Origin of the sequence: Exiguobacterium sp. TNDT2, from assembly GCF_003331145.1 — a bacterium.
Lineage (GTDB): Bacteria > Bacillota > Bacilli > Exiguobacteriales > Exiguobacteriaceae > Exiguobacterium.
On the sequence record NZ_QLVE01000032.1, the window covers coordinates 1 to 4,424 of the forward strand.

The following is a 4,424-nucleotide window of genomic DNA, read 5'->3' on the forward strand; positions in this document are numbered from 1 at the left end:
GATATACAAAATATCTCTATCATGAAATATTTTTTAGAAGTTAAGGAATTTAGGATTTTTTGAGGGAGAAATAACAAAGGTTAAATCCCATTATCGAAAGTAATCTATTGCAAAAAAGTTACAATAGCTCATTCGGATAAGAAACAAGTAATTGATTTTCAAACTGGATAAGTCGTGTTGAGTGTTTAGTGAAAAGGAAAAAGTAATTGGATTATCTTAAAGCGGTCTTAATAGAACTATAAAGTTAATCAGATACATTAAGAAATAAATGCATATATATGAAATTAAACAGATTACCATTGTGATAGCCGCCGACAGTATACTTTTTGTCAGTATGTGAAATTAAAGTGCGTACTTCACAACAATGCTTGTAGGTTTTACACTAAGTCAGAATCAAAAATACGACAACAAGGAGAATGACACATGAAATTACAATTAGCTTTAGACTTAGTAAACATTCCACAAGCAATCGAAGTGGTTAAAGAAGTAGAGGCGTTTATCGACATCGTTGAAATCGGGACGCCAGTCATCAATAAAGAAGGTCTTAAAGCTGTCGCAGAAATAAAAGCAGCTTTCCCTAACCTGGAAGTTCTTGCAGATGTGAAAATTATGGACGCTGCAGCTTATGAAGTATCAAATGCTGCTGCTGCAGGAGCAGATATTGTTACGATTCTTGCTCAGGCAGAAGACTCATCCATCAAGGGCGCAGTTGAAGAAGCGAAAAAACAAGGTAAGAAAATCCTGGTGGATATGATCGCCGTAAAAGATATCAAAACACGGGCCGCAGAGCTTGATGAACTTGGCGCGGATTATATCTGTGTCCACACAGGCTACGATCTGCAAGCGGAAGGGAAAGATTCGTTCGAAGATCTTCGTACAATCAAAAGCGTCGTAAAAAATGCCAAAACTGCTATTGCAGGCGGCATCAAACTGGAGACATTGCCGGAAGTCATTAAAGCACAACCGGATTTAATCATTGTCGGCGGTGGAATTACAAGCAAAGAGAACAAGGGCGCGGAAGCGGAAAAAATTCAAAAGATGATGAAAGAAAGTGTCACGGCGTAATATGAACACGGCGGGCTATACAGACGAAATACTGGCTGAATTGAAGCGGACCACTGCTCTCATTGATGATGAGGAAGCCGAAAAGGCAGTGGACGGCATCCTGCGTGCAAAGAAAATATTTGTGGCAGGCGGGGGCCGATCCGGCTTTATGGCTAAGGCATTTGTGATGCGTATGATGCACGTAGGCCTGGATGCGTATGTGGTTGGAGAAACGGTGACACCGAACCTGGAAGTCGATGATATTTTCATTGTCGGTTCTGGTTCCGGGGAGACCCAAAGCCTCGCAGCCATGACGAAGAAAGCCAAAAGCATCGGTGCAACCATAGTGGCTGTTACTACAAACCCTGAGTCTACAATAGGCAAACTGGCGGATATTCGAATTGAAATACCGGCACAAGCAAAAGGGGAGGGCACTAGTGGCAAATCGATTCAACCGATGGGATCATTGTTTGAACAGTCGCTTCTTGTGTTTTATGACGCGGTGATTTTGAGATTCATGGATAAAAAGGGACTCAAATCCGATGTCATGTATGGCAGACATGCGAATTTAGAATAGAACAACGAATAAGCTTGAGTTTAAGATTTTTTAAGCTCAAGCTTATTTCTAATTGTTTATCAAGCTTGAACTTTTTTGCACCAAAGTATTTTCATTGGACAACTGTATAAATGGCATGCGAAGGTGAAGGTATCATTGAAGACAATATTACTAATGGAGGGTTGGATTACATGAAAATGTATGATGTAACAGGGGCGATCTATGAAGGCATGACCGTTTACAAGGACAAACCGGAAAAACAGCCAAAAATCAATCAGCAGACAAACGGCTATGTTACGGAAACGCGGCTGGATCTGGATGTGCACACCGGAACGCATATCGATGCGCCGCTTCATATGAATGTGGATGGAGAGACATTCGAATCGCTTTCGCTGGACAGTCTTGTAGGGCCTTGTCAAGTTCTCGATTTGACGGCAGTAAAGAACGGAATTTCAAAAACGGACTTAGAAGGATTCAAGCTTCAAAAAGGAGATTTTATTTTATTAAAAACGAAAAACTCGTTTGAGGAAAAGTTTAATTTTGATTTTGTCTATCTGGCAAAAGATGGAGCAAGCTATCTTGCTGAGTTAGGGATTCGCGGGGTTGGAATAGATGCGCTTGGAATTGAAAGAAGCCAAGAAGGGCATCCGACGCATAAAACCTTATTTGCAAATGACATCATCATCATAGAGGGCCTGAGATTGAAGGAAGTGGAGCAGGGACAATACTTTATGGTTGCCGCGCCTTTGAAATTAGTAGGTACGGAGGCTTCACCTGCGCGAGTATTGCTGTTTGAAGGATTAAGTTGAATTTTTCTGTTTCAATCATTTTTCCATGAAAGATAAAACATAATTGTAAGGAGAGAGCCTATGTATAAATTGGTCGCGATCGATCTCGATGGGACATTGCTCACAGACGATTTAATGATTTCACCAAATACAGTAACCGCTATTAAAAAAGCGGTGGAAGCGGGGACAATTGTTACGATTGCTACGGGCCGCATGTTTTCCTCTGCGAAACTCATTGCCCTGCAGTTGGGTATAAATGTACCGCTCATCACTTATCAAGGTGCATTGATCAAGGATGTTAATGAAAAAGAAGTAATATATGAGCGCACTGTTCCTCCCGATATTGCACAAAAGTTAATCGAAATTTCTCGTGAGAAAAAATTACATCTACAAATATACCAAGATGATATTCTCTACAGTGCCGTAGAAAATGACAAGCTGATTGCTTATTCTGAAGCAGTTAAAGTGCCCTATAGGATAGAGCCCAATCTCATCAAGCTTGCCCAAAAAGGCGTGACAAAACTACTTTTTATCGAAGAACCAATCGTCCTCGATTACTTACAAAATGAATTGCAAACCTTATTCGGCAAGTATGCTCACATCGCAAAATCAAAAAAACACTACCTTGAAATCACCCATCCCGAGGCAAACAAAGGTAGTGCCCTATTATGCTTAGCGAAAAAACTTGGTATAGACCGTTCAGAAATAATCGGTATTGGTGACAACTATAATGACATCGAACTTATTGAGACAGCCGGTCTCGGTATAGCAATGGGAAATGCCGTAAAGGAAGTGAAAGCTATGGCTGATTATACGACCTTTACGAACAATGAAGAAGGGGTGCTTCACGTATTAGAAAAGTTTATTTTAGAGCCAGTGAATACTTCCAATTATATAGAAGAAAAAAATTCTGATTCGCTTCCGACGGCCTGATCAATTGAAGACCGTTTACTTGGAATCACTTGGATAGGACAGGCCGATTTCTTGGCGGACTTTATCCATTACGCACATGGTGGTATAGGAGTTTTCAAACGAATTAACAAGTGACTCCGTTTTCTTTTGGCTGATTAAATCGATAAACTCTTTCACTTCATAATACATAGCGGGCTGAGGTTGTCCTACTGTCACTGATTCAACAGTGCCATCGTTGTAATGAATGTCCACTTTTTCGGCTGAATGTATTTTATCAATCACCATAATTCCTTTTTCCCCTTGGATTTCGCTTGGTAAAGTGGAATTTGTGATTTTTGAATAAATGATAACCGCATCTTTGTCATCATATTTCAATAGGACACTTCCTTCGCCATCTATACCGCAATCCAGGATAAGACCTGTGGCCTTTATTTCTTTTGGTTCGCCGAACAGTAAAATGAGCGGGTATAAACAGTAGGTGCCCAGATCCATCAATGAACCGTTCGCAAAATTTGGATTAAATACATTTAATACTGTTCCTTTTTTGTATGCATCATAACGCGATGAGTACTGGCAATAGCTAGCAAAGTATCTGCGGATAGGGCCGATTTTGTGCAGATTATTTTGAATGGCCTTAAAGTTTGGAAGCAACGTAGATTTCATCGCTTCCATAAGCAGCACATTATGATCTTTCGCTTCTTGAATCATTTTCGCTGCTTCTGCTGCATTGGCAGCCATCGGTTTTTCACATAATACATGTTTGGAGTTTTTAAAAAACAAGACGACTTGGTCAGCATGGAATGAGTTGGGTGTGGCAATATAAACCGCATCGATTTCATCGCTGACTGCCATTTCTTCCAAGTCAGTAAAAATTTTAGTTATTCCTTATTGACTGGCAAATTCCTCTGCTCTTTCCAACGTTCGGGAATAAACGGCTGCTAATTTAAAATTCTCAATCTCTTTTGCCGCTTCAAGCAATCTTTCTGTAATCCAATTAGTACCCACTATGCCGATTCGTATCATTTTTTATCCTCTTTTCTGTTTTTATTGCATTATCGCCCACAATTGCAAAGACATTATTCCAACGCTAAAAAAATTTACTAACCATTCTATATCTAGTACCT

General features: G+C 40.1%; 4 protein-coding genes and 1 pseudogene. 4 read left to right on the plus strand and 1 reads right to left on the minus strand.

From position 1 onward, the window contains the following. The first annotated feature begins 423 nt into the window (after window positions 1-423). From hxlA to DPV68_RS13435, 4 genes are all read left to right on the plus strand, one after another. Window positions 424-1,065 (plus strand): 3-hexulose-6-phosphate synthase, encoded by a 642-nt coding sequence (gene hxlA / locus DPV68_RS13420; RefSeq protein WP_101190293.1) that lies wholly within the window; start codon window positions 424-426, stop codon window positions 1,063-1,065. A 1-nt stretch (window position 1,066) separates the two neighbouring features. After that, window positions 1,067-1,621 (plus strand): 6-phospho-3-hexuloisomerase, encoded by a 555-nt coding sequence (gene hxlB / locus DPV68_RS13425; protein ID WP_101190294.1) that lies wholly within the window; start codon window positions 1,067-1,069, stop codon window positions 1,619-1,621. A gap of 170 nt (window positions 1,622-1,791) precedes the next feature. Further along, the gene (locus tag DPV68_RS13430; RefSeq protein WP_101801553.1) at window positions 1,792-2,409 is read left to right on the plus strand and encodes a cyclase family protein; all 618 of its coding nucleotides are present in this window, start codon (window positions 1,792-1,794) and stop codon (window positions 2,407-2,409) included. A 60-nt stretch (window positions 2,410-2,469) separates the two neighbouring features. Further along, a complete protein-coding gene (locus DPV68_RS13435; RefSeq protein WP_101190296.1) occupies window positions 2,470-3,321 on the plus strand; it encodes a Cof-type HAD-IIB family hydrolase in 852 nt (283 codons plus the stop codon). A 15-nt stretch (window positions 3,322-3,336) separates the two neighbouring features. On the opposite strand, the pseudogene DPV68_RS13440 reads toward DPV68_RS13435, so the two are convergent. Beyond that, a pseudogene (locus DPV68_RS13440) lies at window positions 3,337-4,323 on the minus strand (Gfo/Idh/MocA family protein). Window positions 4,324-4,424: the final 101 nt, after the last annotated feature.

What these genes read in the sequence shown, in the direction of transcription:
- hxlA (WP_101190293.1), top strand. Translation starts at nt 424, where the DNA reads ATGAAATTACAATTAGCTTTAGACTTAGTAAACATTCCACAAGCAATC.
- hxlB (WP_101190294.1), top strand. Translation starts at nt 1,067, where the DNA reads ATGAACACGGCGGGCTATACAGACGAAATACTGGCTGAATTGAAGCGG.
- DPV68_RS13430 (WP_101801553.1), top strand. Translation starts at nt 1,792, where the DNA reads ATGAAAATGTATGATGTAACAGGGGCGATCTATGAAGGCATGACCGTT.
- DPV68_RS13435 (WP_101190296.1), top strand. Translation starts at nt 2,470, where the DNA reads ATGTATAAATTGGTCGCGATCGATCTCGATGGGACATTGCTCACAGAC.